The organism is Musicola keenii (assembly GCF_014855505.1).
GTDB classification, from domain to species: Bacteria; Pseudomonadota; Gammaproteobacteria; order Enterobacterales; family Enterobacteriaceae; genus Musicola; species Musicola paradisiaca.
In genome coordinates this window covers 64,658-81,761 of sequence record NZ_JAAWVW010000011.1, presented here as the reverse complement: position 1 = coordinate 81,761, position 17,104 = coordinate 64,658, and the positions used below count along the sequence as shown (strand labels likewise).

The 17,104-nt window shown below is 54.7% G+C and carries 16 protein-coding genes; 12 read left to right on the top strand and 4 right to left on the bottom strand.

The window, feature by feature from the left end:
• Nucleotides 1-484 precede the first annotated feature (484 nt).
• Complete coding sequence (gene rhlE / locus HEP82_RS13000) at nucleotides 485-1,852, top strand: ATP-dependent RNA helicase RhlE (RefSeq protein WP_192458470.1); 1,368 nt, start codon at nucleotides 485-487, stop codon at nucleotides 1,850-1,852.
• A 79-nt stretch (nucleotides 1,853-1,931) separates the two neighbouring features.
• Here rhlE and HEP82_RS12995 read toward each other — a convergent pair whose 3' ends face one another.
• Entirely contained in the window at nucleotides 1,932-2,828 is an 897-nt protein-coding gene (locus tag HEP82_RS12995; RefSeq protein WP_192458469.1) for a DMT family transporter, read from the bottom strand.
• A 290-nt stretch (nucleotides 2,829-3,118) separates the two neighbouring features.
• Between HEP82_RS12995 and HEP82_RS12990 the strand changes: the two genes are divergently transcribed.
• The 5 genes from HEP82_RS12990 (at nucleotide 3,119) to HEP82_RS12970 (ending at nucleotide 5,992) form a co-directional block, all read left to right on the top strand.
• On the top strand, nucleotides 3,119-3,418 hold the full coding sequence (locus tag HEP82_RS12990) for a DUF4258 domain-containing protein (RefSeq protein ID WP_192458468.1): 300 nt from the start codon (nucleotides 3,119-3,121) through the stop codon (nucleotides 3,416-3,418).
• Entirely contained in the window at nucleotides 3,399-3,821 is a 423-nt protein-coding gene (locus HEP82_RS12985) for a hypothetical protein (RefSeq protein ID WP_192458467.1), read from the top strand. Before HEP82_RS12990 ends, HEP82_RS12985 begins: the two co-directional genes overlap by 20 nt.
• A gap of 5 nt (nucleotides 3,822-3,826) precedes the next feature.
• The gene (locus HEP82_RS12980) at nucleotides 3,827-4,195 is read left to right on the top strand and encodes a hypothetical protein (RefSeq protein WP_192458466.1); all 369 of its coding nucleotides are present in this window, start codon (nucleotides 3,827-3,829) and stop codon (nucleotides 4,193-4,195) included.
• On the top strand, nucleotides 4,188-4,997 hold the full coding sequence (locus tag HEP82_RS12975) for a hypothetical protein (RefSeq protein WP_192458465.1): 810 nt from the start codon (nucleotides 4,188-4,190) through the stop codon (nucleotides 4,995-4,997). Before HEP82_RS12980 ends, HEP82_RS12975 begins: the two co-directional genes overlap by 8 nt.
• 119 nt (nucleotides 4,998-5,116) lie before the next feature.
• On the top strand, nucleotides 5,117-5,992 hold the full coding sequence (locus HEP82_RS12970; protein ID WP_192458464.1) for a helix-turn-helix domain-containing protein: 876 nt from the start codon (nucleotides 5,117-5,119) through the stop codon (nucleotides 5,990-5,992).
• A gap of 18 nt (nucleotides 5,993-6,010) precedes the next feature.
• Here HEP82_RS12970 and pepT read toward each other — a convergent pair whose 3' ends face one another.
• A complete protein-coding gene (pepT, locus tag HEP82_RS12965) occupies nucleotides 6,011-7,255 on the bottom strand; it encodes a peptidase T (protein WP_192458463.1) in 1,245 nt (414 codons plus the stop codon).
• Between the two features lie 124 nt (nucleotides 7,256-7,379).
• On the opposite strand from pepT, the gene HEP82_RS12960 reads away from it, so the two are divergent.
• The 5 genes from HEP82_RS12960 (at nucleotide 7,380) to pbpG (ending at nucleotide 13,160) form a co-directional block, all read left to right on the top strand.
• The gene (locus tag HEP82_RS12960) at nucleotides 7,380-8,975 is read left to right on the top strand and encodes an ABC transporter substrate-binding protein (protein ID WP_192458462.1); all 1,596 of its coding nucleotides are present in this window, start codon (nucleotides 7,380-7,382) and stop codon (nucleotides 8,973-8,975) included.
• A 115-nt stretch (nucleotides 8,976-9,090) separates the two neighbouring features.
• Nucleotides 9,091-10,053 carry a tRNA dihydrouridine(16) synthase DusC gene (gene dusC / locus HEP82_RS12955; RefSeq protein ID WP_192458461.1) on the top strand — a complete coding sequence of 321 codons (963 nt, stop codon included), beginning with the start codon at nucleotides 9,091-9,093 and terminating at the stop codon, nucleotides 10,051-10,053.
• Nucleotides 10,054-10,125: 72 nt separating this feature from the next.
• Nucleotides 10,126-10,533, top strand: a complete 408-nt coding sequence (locus tag HEP82_RS12950; RefSeq protein WP_192458460.1) for a VOC family protein — start codon at nucleotides 10,126-10,128, stop codon at nucleotides 10,531-10,533.
• A 940-nt stretch (nucleotides 10,534-11,473) separates the two neighbouring features.
• Complete coding sequence (gene cyaB, locus HEP82_RS12945; protein WP_192458459.1) at nucleotides 11,474-12,013, top strand: class IV adenylate cyclase; 540 nt, start codon at nucleotides 11,474-11,476, stop codon at nucleotides 12,011-12,013.
• Between the two features lie 199 nt (nucleotides 12,014-12,212).
• Nucleotides 12,213-13,160: a D-alanyl-D-alanine endopeptidase gene (gene pbpG, locus HEP82_RS12940; RefSeq protein ID WP_192458458.1), complete on the top strand. Its 948-nt coding sequence runs from the start codon at nucleotides 12,213-12,215 to the stop codon at nucleotides 13,158-13,160.
• A gap of 128 nt (nucleotides 13,161-13,288) precedes the next feature.
• Here pbpG and HEP82_RS12935 read toward each other — a convergent pair whose 3' ends face one another.
• Both HEP82_RS12935 and HEP82_RS12930 read right to left on the bottom strand, forming a co-directional pair.
• Entirely contained in the window at nucleotides 13,289-13,972 is a 684-nt protein-coding gene (locus HEP82_RS12935; protein WP_192458457.1) for a glutathione S-transferase family protein, read from the bottom strand.
• Nucleotides 13,973-14,224: 252 nt separating this feature from the next.
• A complete protein-coding gene (locus HEP82_RS12930) occupies nucleotides 14,225-15,001 on the bottom strand; it encodes a DeoR/GlpR family DNA-binding transcription regulator (protein WP_192458456.1) in 777 nt (258 codons plus the stop codon).
• A 529-nt stretch (nucleotides 15,002-15,530) separates the two neighbouring features.
• Between HEP82_RS12930 and HEP82_RS12925 the strand changes: the two genes are divergently transcribed.
• Nucleotides 15,531-16,874, top strand: coding sequence for an aspartate aminotransferase family protein (locus HEP82_RS12925; RefSeq protein WP_192458455.1), 1,344 nt, complete (start codon nucleotides 15,531-15,533; stop codon nucleotides 16,872-16,874).
• Nucleotides 16,875-17,104 lie beyond the last annotated feature (230 nt).

The window sequence follows — 17,104 nt, the reverse complement described above, 5'->3', positions numbered from 1 at the left end:
GTTTTTGAAAAGGATAACTCGTTATGCACAATCCGCCGCATCATTCGTGCTGTCCGTGGCCCTGACGGCGGTGATGTATACCCGTCAGTCAAGTTGCAGGTGTGTTGGCTGTGTTACTCGGTCTATCAAAGGGCCAACGCTTGGCGTTGTTCAACACGCCAGCGTGTTGTCCTGCAACTCGAATTATTGGGGGTATAACGGCGGTTTTCTCCATCAAACAACAACATACTGATATGTATAGTAATGCCGGCCATTCTGCCGCATAAAGCGGCAAAGAAAATGTGATGCATAGATAAAAATTCCTCAAACAAGGGGTTTTCTGTTACTATCGCGGGCAGTTGATACTGTGCAGTTGGTGCCCATTCATCTGGGTTGGTGTGTTGTCTGGCAAACCGTCGGCAACGGCGTCGAACCCATCTGTTTTCGCCCTGAAAACCGCATACGCGGATAGCTGTTCAGGGCTGATCTGGAGTAGTTCTCTATTATGTCTTTTGAATCTCTCGGCCTGAGTGCCGATATTTTGCGCGCCGTGGAAGAGCAGGGGTACCGTGAGCCGACGCCGGTCCAGCGCCAGGCGATTCCCGTCGTGCTGGAAGGGCGTGACTTGATGGCCAGCGCCCAAACCGGAACCGGCAAGACCGCCGGCTTTACACTGCCGTTGCTGCAATTGTTGAACGATAACCCGCCGCAGACCAAAGGCCGTCGGCCGGTGCGGGCGCTGATCCTGACGCCGACGCGCGAACTGGCGGCGCAGATCGGTGAAAACGTGGAGGCGTACAGCCAATATCTGCGTCTGCGTTCGCTGGTGGTGTTCGGCGGCGTCAGCATTAACCCGCAGATGATGAAGCTGCGCGGCGGCGTCGATATCCTGATTGCTACGCCGGGCCGTCTGTTGGATCTGGAGCACCAGAACGCGGTCGATCTGTCGCATGTAAAAATACTGGTGCTGGATGAAGCCGATCGCATGCTGGACATGGGCTTTATCCACGATATTCGCCGGGTGCTGGCGAAACTGCCGGCCAAGCGGCAGAACCTGCTGTTTTCCGCCACCTTCTCCGACGAAATTAAAGAACTGGCCGGGAAGCTGCTGACCAATCCGGCATCCGTGGAAGTGGTGCGCCGCAATACGCCGTCGGAGCTGGTGACGCAGCATGTGCATCTGGTGGACAAAAAACGCAAGCGTGAACTGCTGTCGCACCTGATCGGCAAACACGACTGGCGGCAGGTGCTGGTTTTTACCCGTACTAAACACGGTGCCAACCATCTGGCGGAACAGTTGAATAAAGACGGTATTACCGCCGCCGCCATCCATGGCAACAAAAGCCAGGGAGCGCGTACCCGGGCGCTGGCCAATTTCAAGGATGGCGAAATCCGCGTGCTGGTCGCGACGGATATCGCGGCGCGCGGGCTGGATATCGACCAGTTGCCGCATGTGGTGAACTATGAGCTGCCGAACGTGCCGGAGGATTACGTCCATCGTATCGGTCGAACCGGGCGTGCCGCCTCCACCGGTGAGGCGCTATCGCTGGTCTGCGTGGATGAGCATAAATTGCTGCGGGATATCGAACGGTTGTTGAAGCGCGAGATTCCGCGCATAGCTATCCCTGGCTATGAGCCCGATCCCAGCATCAAGGCCGAACCGATCCAGAACGGTCGTCAAGGCGGACGGGGCGGACGCGGTGGAGCTCCGCGTCAAGGCGGGCGTTCGCAGGATGAGGGGGCACAGAGTCGGCCGCAAGGTGATCGTACTCGTCATCCGCGACGTGAAGGTTCGGTACGTCCGGCAGGCCAGCGTCCCGATGGGCAAACTGCCCGTCGTCGCCCGCCGCGTAAGCCAACCAGCGGCCAGTAACCCGCCATCGCCGTTCCGGCCACGACGCATGAGCGTGGAACGTGGCCGGAGCGGTCGAATCGCCGAAAGCGGCGTGGTCTTAGTGCTGTTCGACCACCTTAGCGATCGGTTGTGGTCGGTAAAACATCACCGCATTACCCACCAGAATCAATACCAGCCCCGCCACGGCATTGAGATGCCATTCATACCCCTCGTACAACGTGGATACCGACAGCGCCACCAGCGGAAACAGCAGGGTTGAATAGGCCGCCTGACTGGCGCCGATGCGGCCAACCAGGATGAAATAGGCGCCGAAGCCAATTATCGAGCCGAACACCGCCAGATAGAACAGCGAACCGAGATAGCGCAATGAGGTTTCCGGTTGAAAGTTGTAGCCCAGCGACCAGGCAAGCGCGCCCATCGCCAACGTGCTGTACAACATCCCCCAGCCGTTAGTGGTCATGACATCGCGGCCGAGTTGTTGATGGCGGGCGCTGATCATATTGCCCAGAGAGAAACAATAAGTACCGAGCAGGCTCAGGCCCACCCCCCAGAGTAGCTGTGGGCTGCCGCTGATGTGCAACAGATCGCGCCAGAACAGCAGCAGAATGCCGCACAGCCCTAACGGCGCGGCGAGCATCACATTGCGCGTTAGCCGCTGGCCGAAAAACAGCCGCGCATTGAAGGCATTGAACAGCACCGCCATGGAAAAAATGACGGATTCCAGTCCGCTGGGGATCCAGGCGACGGCATGATAGAAACAGAAAAAATTCATGCCGAAAACAGTTACGCCCTGCAGCATGCACAACAGATGGCCGGAGAGCGACAGCGGTTTTAACCGGCGAGTGAGGAGCAGGAACACCATCAACAGCGCGCTGGCGCAGGCGAAACGCCAGAAAATGGAGACTTCCGCCGGCACGGAACCCTGTTGCAGACTGATGGCGATCCAGGTAGTGCCCCAAATCAACACCACCGAGCAGTAAAGCAGACTATTCATTCATCGATTCCTTCATGACTTCCGAGCGCTAATTATCCGTGCTATCGGCGTTATTGGCTGTCAGGAACCTGCGGTGGGTGTCGGCATCTTGCGGTTTTGTCGCCAGGTGCCGGATGCTGCTGGCGATTTATCATAATGACTCAATTAATCATGTTGTTATTCGCATTCTGCGGATTGTTTTTCGGCTGATATTCATGAATCTTCCATGATGAGTAAACAAAAAGTCAAAAAATGACTATTTACATGGTCTGATTTTGGTCTTATAGTCTATCCATCATCAGGAGGTCACTATGAATCTGACACGACATGCCTACAAGCGTATGAGTGAGAGAAGCATCCAGCAGGCGGTAATTGATATTGCGCTGGATTTCGGAACCGAATCGGGCGATGGCGAGAAAATCATTCTGGATAAAAAAACCATCAGCGTGATGATGGGCACACTCTCCGATCTGTTAAAACATCTGGAAAAGTTGAAGAGCCGCGGCGGGTTGACCGTGGTCGAATTCAACGAGACGCTGATCACGGCGTATTACAACGATTCATTCAACGTGAAGAAGAGATATAAAACCCATGAAAAAAATTTCAATTGATGACGCTCAATTCGGCGATGAGATTATTAATAATACCGATTTTGCTAAACCTAAAATGAATATTAAGATTCATAAAGTGGATTTGGCGGTTTTTGATGAATTGACGAAACTGTATGATGATACACGTGCAAATGCCATCAATACGGTGATTGAGCATCTGGTGTATGCATTTTTTAAAAATGACGTTACCAATTTCGATACGCGATATTTGTTGGCTACGGAAGCAGATAAACTAAATCCTGAGTTGAACGAGAGGAACGCGCTTGAGAAAAGTTGGCTTTATGAAATTGACCCTGATCAGCATGCACGTCATTGGGTGAATCAGTATTTTCAGTATGAAAATGCGCATACACAAGAGCATGATGACGTTAAACGTATTCTGGCGAATAAAGATATAAAGTAAAAATCATGAAAAAACTTGCCGATGTGATTAATGAAAGACTGGTGAATAGCAATAGCGATGATTATGTCACCATCAGTTATCGTCCCAGTCATAAAATTGCTGCAATGATAGAAATCATGTGTGAAATCTATGGGAAAAACAAAGCCAACTTATTTTATGATGAAATCAGGGAATTGCTTGCTGAGTACCTGTTAACAACCAAAGAGCATGTGCCAATAGTTAAAAAAATTGCACAAGACTATGAAGCAAGTGACCTCGTTCGTTCGTCGTTAGGTGTGTTGATAGAAAAGGGGATTTTGTCTATTTCAGTGGAGGTGGACGAGGTCTACTCGCGCAGGCTTAACGACATGATGCAGGGCAGGGATCATGAATAACCCTTCGATAGCCAATCCTGAGAGATATTTTATTACTCAGGGGTCGTTTAAGAGCCTCACCTATCAGTTTCATGTCGTTTTTTCTGGCATCACGGTTGAGCTGTGCCATAAGTATTACGATAATGACAATCTAAGATTGTTATTAACGGATAATGATTTTATCCAGCTTTGGTTAACCCATGCATTGTTCACAGAGTTGGATAACCGATTTATTGAAGAAGCTAGAAAAAAACGCATCAACATGCATTTACTGTTTGACAGTCATTCGGCGCCTAAATATCACAAGTTTGCTGATTGCACTGCCATGCATAATGATTATATTAATTTTGAGATTCCGCCGGAAATTGAGAGTAAGGGCGCTCAGGCCATTTTGGCATGTAAACAGTTTGCGTATGAAAATCGGCATATTTTGAATAGTGATGAGCAGAAGTTTATTAACATGTTGACGGCTCGCTTTATGCTGGTCAACCCGCCCAAGAAACTCACCGGGAAAAATACCGGCCGGTATGAATTCACCGCTAAATCCCTAGAGGAAATTAAAGCTTTTATCGATGAAACGGTTGAGCGGGCGAAGGCGCTGATGAATGAAAACCGTGAGGTTTATAATAAAAGGTATAAGCCGGCGAAGCATCTCGACAGGGAATCCGATGACGTCAGATTGTGGTTGATGGAATTAAAACCGGCATTAATGATGGCGCTCTTCCACTATGGCATCAAGAAGTTTGGCCCGGCGGATTTCAGCTTTGAAAAATCCTTTCTGGAGACATGCCGTTTTGAGCCGTGCAGAATATGCTGTAAATAATGTGCTAAATAACCTCCCTATTTAATGCTCCGCAGTACGGAAAAAAATCGATGTGCCTGCAATGGGTATTGTGGAAGGTATATAGTGGATTAATCAACAAGCGATGGGCGGGGTTCGGCATGCAGCAGTATGAAGCCTTTGAGATGTTACAACATTACAAAACCCGGCTGCAGGATAGCGTGACGCTGGATAATGACGTGCAACTGGCCATTTGGCAGAACAGTCACGATCGGGTGACGTTGGAAAATACCCATCACCATACGTTCAGTATGTATGTCCAGGATGGTTATGAGAGTTATCACAAACGCCCCGACGGCTGGTTTAACGGCGGCGCGCCCGGTCGTTTCTGCCTGATGCCGCAGGAGAGCGTGTCGACCTGGGACATCCGCGGTAATCTGCATTTCGCTCATTTTTACTGTACCGATGATCACTTGCACCAACTGGCGGAAAAAACCTGGGATCGCAGCCCGGCATCCATCTGCCTTGATGAGCGCATTTTTATCGGAGATGCGCAGTTGGAAGCGCTGTATCGCCATTTTCTGCTGGCCGGCAACTGGCGCGATCCCGCCAACCGGATGATGCTGAGTTCCGCGTCTACGCTGGTGATGCTGCATGTGCTGCAACGTTATTCTCAATTGCGTTGGGCTGAGCCGAACGTGCGGGGTGGGCTGGCGCCCGCCGTGCTGCGACGGGTGCAAGCGCGGATCGACGCTGGTCCGGCGGAAGGGCTGACGATTGGCGATCTGGCGGCGGAAGCCGGGCTGAGCGAATTCCACTTTGCCCGCATGTTTCGCCAAAGCGTCGGGATGGCGCCGCATCAGTACGTGATGAAGCGCCGACTGGCGCAGGCAGAGGATCTGCTGCGCCATTCCCGGTTATCGATCACCGAGGTGGCGCTGGCCTGCGGTTTCAGCTCCGCCAGCCATTTCAGCCAGCGCTTCCGCGCCGAGTTCGGCGTCACCCCGTCGACGCTGCGTCGGCAATTATTGCGTTAACAACGGCTACGTTAACAACTACTGCGCTGAGGCGCTGGCGGCTGCCAGCAGGCACAGGCGCAGCGCGACCTCGTATGATTTGACGAACGACGGCACCGGCAGAAATTCGAAGCGCGAATGGAAGTTGTGCGCGCCGGTGAAGAAATTGGGCGTCAGAATCCCCTTGGCCGAGAGCGCGGCGCCATCGGTGCCGCCGCGCATCGGCGTCACTTTCGGTTCAATCGACAACTCCCGCATGGCGCCAAACAGCAGATCGATGGCGCGCCGGTCATCCCCTAACGCATTGCTGATATTGCTGTAAACATCGGTGACGGTGCAGTTGGCCTGCCCGGTAGGGTACTGCGCAGCGATTTGCGCCGTGACGTCGCGGATTTGCTGTTTGCGCGCCTCAAACCCGGCCAGATCGAAATCGCGGATCGAGGCTTTCAGCACCGCTTCGTTGGCGTTGGCATGGATGTCGTTGAACCAGATGTAACCTTCGCGGCCTTCCGTGTGTTCCGGCGTCTGGCGGCGATCGAAATGGGCGATAAAGTCGTGGGCCATCATCAGCGGGTTGACCAGCACGCCTTTGGCCGACATCGGGTGGGCGGTGACGCCGGTAAAGCGGATTTCCGCCGATGCGGCGTTGAAGTTTTCGTACACCACTTCGCCGAGTTCGCAGCAGTCGATGGTGTAGGCGAAATCCACCTCGAAACGCGCCAGATCCAGCGCTTTCGCGCCGCGCAGGCCGATCTCTTCGTCTGGTACGAACGCCACCAGAATATCGCCGTGCGGCTGGTCGTCCGTCAGGTTCTCCACCAGCGTCATCACCACGGTGACGGCCGCCTTGTTATCCGCCCCCAGCACGCTGGTGCCGTCGCCGACGATAATCTCCTGGCCGCGATAAGGCAGAATTTCCGGGTGTTCCGCCGTGCGCAGCCAGATATCCTGCGCGTGGTTGAGGCACAAATCTGAGCCGTCGAACGGCAGCACCTGTGGGTGGATATCCGGCGACAGCCCGACATCCACGGTATCGATATGGGTGATAAAACCGATGCGCGGCGCGCCCGGCGTGTTTCCCGGCTTGACGGCGGTGACGGTGGCATGCTCGTCGATCACCACATGCTGCAACCCTAACGCACGCAGTTCGTCTGCCAGCAACTGCGCCATGGTGGTTTGTCCGCGTGTGCTTGGCAAGGTCGCCGTCGCGGCATTGCTCTGGCTGGTCACGGCGAGATAACGGAAAAAACGGGTGGTCAACTGACTGGCCAGCGGCTGGGTCATAACGCTTCCTTATTTGTGGATTGTCTGGCAGATTCGCTATGGTGACAAAAGGTTTCCAATAAGAATCAGAGGCTTCGTTGTACGCAGCGACAGACCTTAAAGTCAACAAAAAGTGAGGATGGGGATGAAAAACGCGATAACACGCATCACGCTGGCGGCTCTGGCACTGGCGGTCAGCTCGGCGGTTTCCGCCAAAACCTTGGTGTACTGCTCTGAAGGTTCGCCGGAAAATTTTAACCCGCAGATCTATACCTCCGGCACTAGCGTGGATGCCAGCGCGGTGCCGATTTACAACCGGCTGGTGGATTTCAACGTCGGAACTACCGAACTGGTGCCGAGCCTGGCGGAAAGCTGGGACGTCAGCCCGGACGGCAAGGTATACACCTTTCATCTGCGTCACGGCGTGAAGTTCCAGAGCAATGCGTTGTTTACCCCAACGCGGGATTTCAACGCCGATGACGTGATTTTTTCCTTTATGCGTCAGAAAGATCCCAATCACCCGTACCATAAGGTGTCCAACGGGACGTACGCCAATTTTGAAAGCCTGTCGTTCGGCAAGCTGATCACCGCGATTGATCGGGTCGACGACTATACGGTGCGTTTCACCCTGAGCCATGCCGAAGCACCGTTCCTGGCGGATCTCGCCTGGTATTTCGCCTCGATCCTGTCGGCAGAATATGCCGATAATATGTTGAAGGCCGGCACGCCGGAGAAAGTGGATTTGGAGCCGATCGGTACCGGGCCGTTCCGTCTGGCGCAGTATCAGAAAGACTCCCGCATTCTGTTTCAGGCGTTCGACGGTTACTGGCAAGGGCGGGCGAAGCTTGATCGACTGGTATTCAGCATCACGCCGGATGCGTCGGTGCGTTACGCCAAGTTGCGCAAAAACGAGTGTCAGGTGATGCCGTTTCCCAATCCGGCGGAACTGCCGGACATGAAGAACAACAAAGACATTACGCTGATGCAGAAGGCCGGTCTGAATATCGGCTTCCTGGCGTTCAATACCCAGAAAGCGCCGTTTGATAACGTGAAAGTACGTCAGGCGTTGACCATGGCGATCAATAAACCGGCCATCATCGAGGCGGTATTCCAGGGTACCGGCACGGCGGCGAAAAACCTGTTGCCGCCCGGCGTATGGAGCGCCGCTGACGATGTGAAGGACTACGACTACGATCCGGAGAAAGCCAAAGCGCTCTTGAAAGAAGCCGGGCTAGCGGAAGGGACGGCCGTCGATCTGTGGGCGATGCCGGTGCAACGCCCGTACAACCCGAATGCCCGCCGTATGGCGGAGATGATTCAGGCGGACTGGGCGAAGGTGGGCGTGAAGGCCAATATCGTCAGTTACGAATGGGGGGAATACCTCAAACGGGTGAAAAGCGGTGAACATCAGGCCGCGCTGATGGGGTGGACGACCGCTACCGGCGATCCGGACAACTTCTTCGGCCCCTTATTCACCTGCACTTCGGCCAATGGCGGTTCCAACTCGTCCAAATGGTGCTATGCGCCGTTCGATAAACTCGTGACCGACGCGCGGGCCGAGCAGGATCATCAGAAGCGGGTGGAGATGTACCGTCAGGCGCAGTTCATCATGCATGAGCAGGCGCCGGCGGTGATGATCGCCCATTCCACCATTTTCGAACCGGTGCGCAAGGACGTCAGCGGTTACGAAATCGATCCGTTCGGTAAGCATATTTTCTATCAAGTCGACATCCGGCAATAACGCTCGGCTATATGACGGGAAAGCGCATGCTTTCCCGTCGTTTCTTTCTGTTTCCCATTGCGTTGTTTCTCCCGCCGACAGTACCATTGCCTGCCTTTTTGTGATGAGTCGAGCTATGCGCGTGTTACTGGCCCCGATGGAAGGGGTATTGGATTCCCTGGTCAGGGAATTGCTCACCGAAGTAAATGATTATGATCTTTGCATCACCGAATTTTTACGGGTGGTGGATCAACGCCTGCCGGTAAAGGCGTTCTACCGCCTCTGCCCAGAACTGCGCCACGGCAGCCGCACGTCGTCAGGGACGCGGGTGCGGGTGCAGTTATTAGGGCAATACCCGCAATGGCTGGCAGAGAATGCTGAACGGGCGGTGTCTCTGGGATCTTGGGGTGTGGATCTGAATTGCGGCTGCCCGTCGAAGATGGTGAACGGCAGCGGCGGCGGTGCAACACTGCTGAAAGATCCCGAATTGATCTATCAGGCGGCGAAAGCGATGCGGGAGGCGGTGCCGGCGGCGCTGCCGGTAACGGTGAAGATCCGGCTGGGCTGGGATTCCAGTACGCGGCGTTTTGAGATTGCCGATGCGGTGCAGCAGGCGGGGGCGACGGAGCTGGTGGTTCACGGCCGTACCAAAGAAGAGGGTTATCAGGCCGAGCGCATCAACTGGGCCGCCATCGGGGAAATCCGCCGCCGTTTAACGATCCCGGTGATCGCCAACGGCGAAATCTGGGACTGGCAGAGCGCGCAGGATTGTCTGGCCGCTACCGGGTGCGATGCAGTGATGCTCGGGCGCGGTGCGTTGAATGTGCCCAACCTAAGCAGGGTGATTAAATACCGCGAGGCGCGTATGCCGTGGGGGGACGTGGTTCGGTTGTTGCAGAAGTACGTGCGGCTGGAGAAGCAGGGGGATACCGGCCTGTATCATGTCGCTCGCATTAAGCAGTGGCTGGGGTATCTGCGCAAAGAGTACGCCGAGGCCGGTGATCTGTTTAGCCAGGTTCGGGCTTTGACGACCTCATCGGCCATCGCCCAGGTGATTGAACACTATCGGCGAGACGAGACCGTGCCAGAAGAGCGATAGGTCGCCCGGTATACGAACTCAAGTTTGGGGGAGTATGCTGTATGGGTTGGCTACAACCAGAAGGGATGACCCATGCTATCCGGTTTTAATCATTTAACGCTTTCGGTGTGCGATCTACCGCGTAGCATCCGGTTTTATCATCAGCTCCTGCAATTTCGTCTCGAAGCCGAGTGGGCGCGCGGGGCTTACCTGTCGTTACCGGGATTTTGGCTGTGTCTGACGTTGGAACCTGAACGTGACGAACTCTCCACCGGTTATACCCATTATGCCTTTAGTATCGAGAAAGCGGACTTTCCTTCGTTTTGCCAGCGATTGCGTCAGGCTGGCGTGGTGGAGTGGAAGGACAATCGCAGCGAGGGCGACTCTCTTTATTTTCTGGATCCCGATGCTCATCAATTGGAAGTGCATGTCGGCGATTTGCGCTCAAGGCTGGCCGGCTGTCGTCAGGCGCCTTATGACGACATGACCATTTATACATGAAAGAAATATTTACAGATAATTCGGTACAGTGTTGCAAAAATGTGTGTGGTGGATTGAATTATTACTTTTTCGTATCTATACATGGTTAGCAGGATGACACATTTTTGCAGATAATAGGCGGGGAGCATATGTCGGTTGATTCCGGATGAATATGTCTCTTAATTCCTGGTTGGCCAGGCCCTTTTTTATCGGGAAAGTGATTGCTGGGGGTGTTTTTTTCGCTGTCATGGTGTATAGCGAGAACGGCAACCATTCACTGGATGCATCTCGACAAATAAACATTATCGGAAAGTGTCGTTTATTTTATAGTCTGGTGAGGGAAAGATGGCGGATTCATTATTGGGAACTTTTTTTTATTTTGCAGGGTATTTGTTAAACACCTTCTCTTTTTCGCTGTCATGGTGCAGCATCTTTCTGATGCGCTGGCTTTGCCATCTCTTAAGTTCATGGAGTCGCCGTAGCGTGGGAATGTTGACATCCCCCGGGAGCGTACAACAATAAGCACACCGTGTGGCGTGGCCATTGTCGAAGACAGAAGCACCACTGTTGCCCGCTGTCATTTCAATGGGTAGACCCGTCATAGTTCGACCTGCAGGCGCGTTGGCCGCCTTCATGCATCTCCTGACTTACCTATGTAAGCGTCTGGAGAGTCGCTCGATTGTCGCCTGCCTGTCACTCGAATTATTTCGGGGATAACGCGGCCACTGCGTTGTGAGAAAACATAACGGGATAATTGATGCGGGATGAAGAATTAACCGGTAACGACACGGCCTTATTTTTCATCGGATATATCATCGTCATTATCTGTATGTTTCGAAAAATAAACACGTTACGCATACGTAACACGATTTCTACTTGCTGAATATTTATTTTTTATCTTTTTTGAACTTGGTGTGATTTTTTATCGGCGGTAGAAAAACAGCGGAGAGAGAAAATAAAAGTGGTCGAGCATTTTAAAGGGAAGTATGAAGTTGAATTGAAATTTCGTATTCAGGATATAGTCGCGTTTCGTGAGAAATTATTCAGTCATCATCCCGAATCATTCGTATTCGAAAATAGGGAATACGATATCTATTATGATACGGCTGACAAATCGCTAAGCGGGCAGAATATCAGTATGATTCTGCGCCATATGGCGCCGTCGGGCATCAAGCTCTGGATCGTAAAAGGGCCTAAAGCCGGGCGTTGCGAAGCGGTCAACGTCGAGTCGTTTGATCGGGCGGACGGTATGCTGAAAACCCTGGGATATCAACCCACCTTCGAAATCAATAAAACCCGGAGCATTTACTTTCTGGGGATTTTTCATATCACGCTGGATCATATCGATGCGCTGGGACACTACGTGGAAATATCCTGCATGACTGAAGAGGAGGAAGAGTTAGGCATGTTGGGTGAAAAATGCCAGGAGTGCGCGCTGCGTCTTGGGCTGCTGATGGACAATATTGAAACCCGATCCTATCGGCAACTGCTGGGTTATTGATGGCGGTATGCGGGCGAGCCCCTGGCAGGGAGAGGATAATTCCTGCTACAGCAAGATGTTATGCCCATTTTGCCATGGCGTGGCTGTCAAACTTTGTCACAAAGCTTTCCGGTGCGCCGGATGCGTCAAAAGGCAGAGGCCACTATAATACTTCGGTTTTCGGTTTCTCTTTAACAGTAGACTGTTTAAGTTATTGATAATGAATAAAAAATTTCGTTTTTCTATCCTGAGCTTGTTACTGTTGTCCGCGCCGGCGCTGGTTTCTTCTCATGCTATGGCGCAAACCTCCACCACACAGCATGCCGCTGCCCGGCAGGAAATCGCTTCCGGTAGCGCAATGGTGGTTGATTTACGCAATAACGAGGTGCTGTATTCCACCAATCCGGATGTTGTCGTCCCGATCGCCTCCGTCACCAAGCTGATGACGGCGATGGTCGTGCTGGATGCCAATCAGCCGATGGATGAACGGATTTCCGTGGATATCAGCCAGACGGCGGAAATGAAAGGGGTCTATTCTCGTGTCCGTCTGGGTAGTGAGATCAGCCGTCACGACATGCTACTGCTGGCATTGATGTCGTCGGAAAACCGGGCCGCAGCCAGTCTGGCGCATCATTATCGCGGCGGTTATCAAGCGTTTATCGCCGCCATGAACGCCAAGGCCAAGGCGCTGGGTATGACCCATACCCGGTATGTGGAACCGACCGGGCTGTCGATCCACAACGTTTCCACCGCACGGGATCTCACCAAACTGTTGATTGCGTCGAAGCAGTATCCGCTGTTGAGCCAGCTCAGTACCACGCAGGAAAAAACCGCGACCTTCACCAACCCGTCGTACAGCCTGCCGTTTCGCAACACCAACCACCTGATTTACCGCTCCGACTGGAACATTCAGCTTACCAAGACGGGATTTACCAACCAGGCAGGTCATTGCCTGGTGATGCGCACCGTCATCAACCAACGCCCGGTGGCGCTGGTGGTGCTGGATGCATTCGGCAAGTTCACCCACTTTGCTGATGCCAACCGGCTGCGCAACTGGCTGGAAACCGGCCGGGTCAGCCCGGTGCCGGCAGCGGCGTTAAGCTATAAAAAACAGAAAGGGCTGGCCGAGCGTCAGCCAGGCGGTATGTCGGTCACTGCCGTTGATTAATCGACGGACGAGAGGATGGGCACGGCGTGCCTGACGTACCAATAAAACGGGCTGCCATAAGGCGGCCCGTTTTTGCATGGATAGGCTGTCGTTTGATATGAGCCTGATTTGCGGTTGACGATGGTCGATCAGGAGGCGCGCAGATCCTGCGTAATAGTCCCGAAGGCGGTGGTTTCCTGCTCGTGTGCGTCTTCCCGCCAGGTTTCCGTCAGCGCCTGGTTCAGCCATGCCTGCATGGCGGGCTGCGCCAGCATCAGTTGGAAGTACGCCTGCGCCGCGCCGTTGAGCGGCAGAGCGTAGGTTTTGAAACGGAAGATAACCGGCGCATAGAACGCATCCACCGCACTGAAATTAGCACCGGCCAGGAACGGCCCGCCGAACCGGGAGATCCCTTCCTGCCAGAGCTGGACGACGCGATCGATATCCGCCTGCAGCGCGGGCGTGATGGTGTTTAACTGTACCTGCACGCCGCAATTCATCGGGCATTGGTTACGCAATGCACTAAAACCGGAATGCATCTCAGCGGCGGCGCAGCGTGCCCAGGCGCGCGCCGTATTGTCCTGCGGCCATATGTCATCATGGCGTTCTGCCAGATATTCGGTGATAGCCAGCGAATCCCACACGGTGATCCCGCCATCCACCAGACAAGGTACCTTGCCGGTAGGGGAAAATGCCTTAAAGGCGGGTTGCGTCGGGCCAGGGGCAAAGGGAACCAGCGTTTCAACAAAAGGAATATGAAGTGAGGTCATCAGAACCCAGGGGCGCAGTGACCAGGATGAATAATTCTTGTTGGCGATGTAGAGCTGATACATGGTGTTACCTCCGGTAAATAGCGGTTAGATGTACCACGAAACATGACGCATATCACCTGTAGCGCTAACCCTATTGTATGTGTCGGTTTGACTGGGGCGCGCCCGATATCCTCATGCACGGCTACTGCGTGTGCGCGCCGCGTGATTTGCCACGCCTGCCGTGGGGCCGGGCGCAGAGCGGTTCGACCTACGCCGCATATAGTCTGATGTCGTACTGCCTGATGCTGGCGGTGGCAGGATAGGCGTTAAACATCATGCCAGCAGCACCTGGCCGCAGGCCGCCTGCAACGCGGGCAGATCGGCGTGGTCGGCGGCGACAGCATCGGTGATCAGGGTATCGATGCGGGTGGGGGGCGCGTAGACGACGCGACTGGTGACGCCCAGTTTACTGTGATCCGCCAGAATGATGCAGTGCCTGGCGTGGTTTGCCATCGCGGCGGCGATAGCCGCTTCCTGATGGGAAAAACTGCTGGCGCCGGATTGACTGGTGACGCCGACCGGCGAGAGTAGCGCCGCATCGGCGCGGTAGCGCTGGATTTCGCCGACGGTTAACGCACCGGCGGTGGCCTGCGCCGCTGATCCCATATGCCCGCCTAGCAGAATCACTTCGTGTTGCAGGCGTTCGTCGCCGTCGCCGGTGCTCAGTTTCAGCGCGACCGGGAGACTGTTGGTGATGATCGTCATCGCCGGTAGCGGCAGCAGTTCACTGGCCAGTAGCGTCGTGGTGCTGCCGGCGTCAATAAACAGCGTCTGGCCAGCTTGTAACTGTTGCACCGCCAGCCGGGCGATCGCCAGTTTTTCCTTTTCCCGCACGGTATTGCGTACCGCCAGCGGCGGCTCCGGCTCCGGCCCGGTGGCGACCACGCCGCCGTGAACGCGCCGTAACGTGCCTTCCGCTTCCAACTTGAGGATGTCTCGCCTGACGGTTTCACGGGAAACGCCAAGGTGTTGAATCAGTTGTTCGGTAGTGACCCGGTTAAGCGTCGAGATCAGCAATCGGATGCGGTGCAAACGGGTTTCTTCAAGCATGTGTTTATCTCATGTTCGGTGTATGGCGTCAGGACATGGCCGGGAGAGCATTATAGCGGCCTCTGGCGAAGGAATCAGTTGGCGCTCGGTTATTCCTGTCTGTGTAGTTTTGTGTAATTAAGCATGGCGTGGGTGCACGCATTGCCCATGTGCACATTCGTTGTCGCCAGCGTCAGAATAACTTTTTTGTGTTCGGATAGTATACATATTCCCTATGAAACTTAGGATTGCCCGTCAGGATTGAGTCTGGCACCAAGGCGCATGCTCGGCACGTTCGCGGTTTTTACACCGCGTCGGATTAGTGCGTATTTTTGTATTTGTGTATTTTGTTGCTTTTGTGTAGGGTGTAATCATGACCGCATCCCGGTGCCGATAGACCATATTGCCGCCATGCGGTTGGTTTAGGGTAAGGGCGAGGCGATGCCGGAGTGGATCGTGGTACAGCCGTTTCCTGCCCCCAATGCTCAACGCGGAATCGAACGGTATTGGGCCGCGTCGGACACTTTTTACTTTTCATTCGGGAGTCATCATGGCGACACGTTCAACCATCATGGATACCAACAGCTTTCGGGCGGAGCACGCCGCGGCGCTGACGGCAGACATTCGCGCGCTGACGGATAAACGCAGCCGGGTTTTGGGCGATTCCTATCGTCTGTTCTATCGTAATCCGGTGCATCTGGTGCGCGGTGAGCAGCAATATCTGTGGGATGCGGCGGGCGATAAGTATCTGGATGTCTACAACAACGTAGCCAGCATCGGCCACTGCCACCCGGCAGTGATTGACGCGGTGCATACGCAGATGTGTCAGCTCAATACCCATACTCGTTATCTGCATGAGCGCATTCTGAATTACACCGAAGATCTGCTGACGCTGGTACCGCCCGAGATCACCAAGGCGATGTACATGTGCACCGGCTCTGAAGCTAACGATCTGGCGATGCGCGTCGCGCGGGCCTACAGCGGCGGCACCGGCATCATTGTGACCCGCGAGGCCTATCACGGCACCAGCGATCTGACTTCCGGCGCGTCGCCGGCGCTGGGCAGCGGCCAACCGCTCGCCGCCACCACCCGTTTGGTGCCGGCGCCCGACCGTTATCGGGTGGATGCGCCGGATCTGGGCGCCTGGTTCGCCAACGAGATCCAGAAGCAAATTGACGATATGGCTGCCCACGGCATCAAGTTCGCCGGTTTTCTGGCCGACTCTATCTTCTCGTCCGACGGCGTATTGCCGGGGCCGGTCGGGTATTTGCAGGCGGCGGTGGATGTGGTGCACGCCAACGGCGGTATTTTCATCGCCGACGAAGTGCAGCCGGGTTTTGCTCGCACCGGCGAAGCCTTCTGGGGTTTTGCCCGTCATGGCGTGGTGCCGGATGTGATCACCATGGGTAAACCGATGGGCAACGGTATACCGGTGTCGGCGCTGCTGGCGCGGCCGGAAGTGCTGGCGGCGTTCAGCGATGAAATTCCCTATTTCAATACCTTCGGCGGCAATCCGGTGGCGATGGCGGCGGCACAGGCGGTGCTGAATGTCATCCGCGAAGAGCAATTGCAGGAGCACAGCCGCGTGGTGGGCGCCAAATTGCTTAACGAACTGTCCGGGCTGATGGCCAGACACCCCAGCATCGGCGATGTGCGCGGCGCCGGGCTGTTTATCGGTTTCGAACTGGTGAACGACCGCGAGAGTAAAACGCCGGATAAACCACTGGCGCTGAACGTGATTGAACATCTGCGCGAAGACCGGGTGCTGACTTCCGTCGCCGGGCCGTATGGCAATGTGCTGAAGCTGCGTCCGACGCTGGCGTTCCAGGAGCACGATATCGACTGGCTGGTCGGTGCGCTCGACCGGGCGTTGACTGCATTGGCCCCGCGATAAAACCCACCGCACGCTATCGCCCGACTCTGTTGGGGGCCGCGTGCGTTGCCTTCTGACTGATCGTCCTTCTCGTCGACTATCCCTTGGTTTGATGCGCCATTACCTCTCCGACACCGCTGGCCGTTTCATCGGCGGCGTCGGCAATAGGTTTCGCGTGGCGGGCGAGTTGTCTTGCCGTGCTGAAAACATTTCTGTGCTGAAAACATTGCCGTGCTGAACATTGCCGCATG